Origin of the sequence: Stenotrophomonas sp. YIM B06876, assembly GCF_030711595.1 — a bacterium.
Taxonomy (GTDB): Bacteria; Pseudomonadota; Gammaproteobacteria; order Xanthomonadales; family Xanthomonadaceae; genus Stenotrophomonas.
Genome location: NZ_JAUJUJ010000496.1, coordinates 378 through 596, shown reverse-complemented (window position 1 = coordinate 596; position 219 = coordinate 378). Strand labels below are relative to the sequence as shown.

The 219-nt window shown below is 66.7% G+C and carries 1 protein-coding gene; it reads right to left on the bottom strand.

Features of this window, described 5'->3' with window-relative positions; genetic code table 11:
• Positions 1 to 219, bottom strand: a 219-nt coding sequence (locus QZH66_RS18130; RefSeq protein ID WP_305807192.1) for an enoyl-CoA hydratase-related protein, incomplete at both ends; no start/stop codon positions are given.

Here is a 219-nt window from a genome sequence, read left to right as displayed (position 1 = left end):
TTGATCTCGGGCTGGCCGAACCTGGCGTTGTCGGCCGCGATGATGAAGTCGCACATCATGGCCAGCTCGCAGCCGCCGCCCAGGGCGAAACCGCTGACGGCGGCGATCACGGGTTTGCGGATGGAGCGGATCTGCTCCCAGTTGCGGCCGATGTAGTCGCCTTTGTAGGCGTCGGCAAAGCTGTAGCGGGCCATGGCACCGATGTCGGCGCCGGCGGCA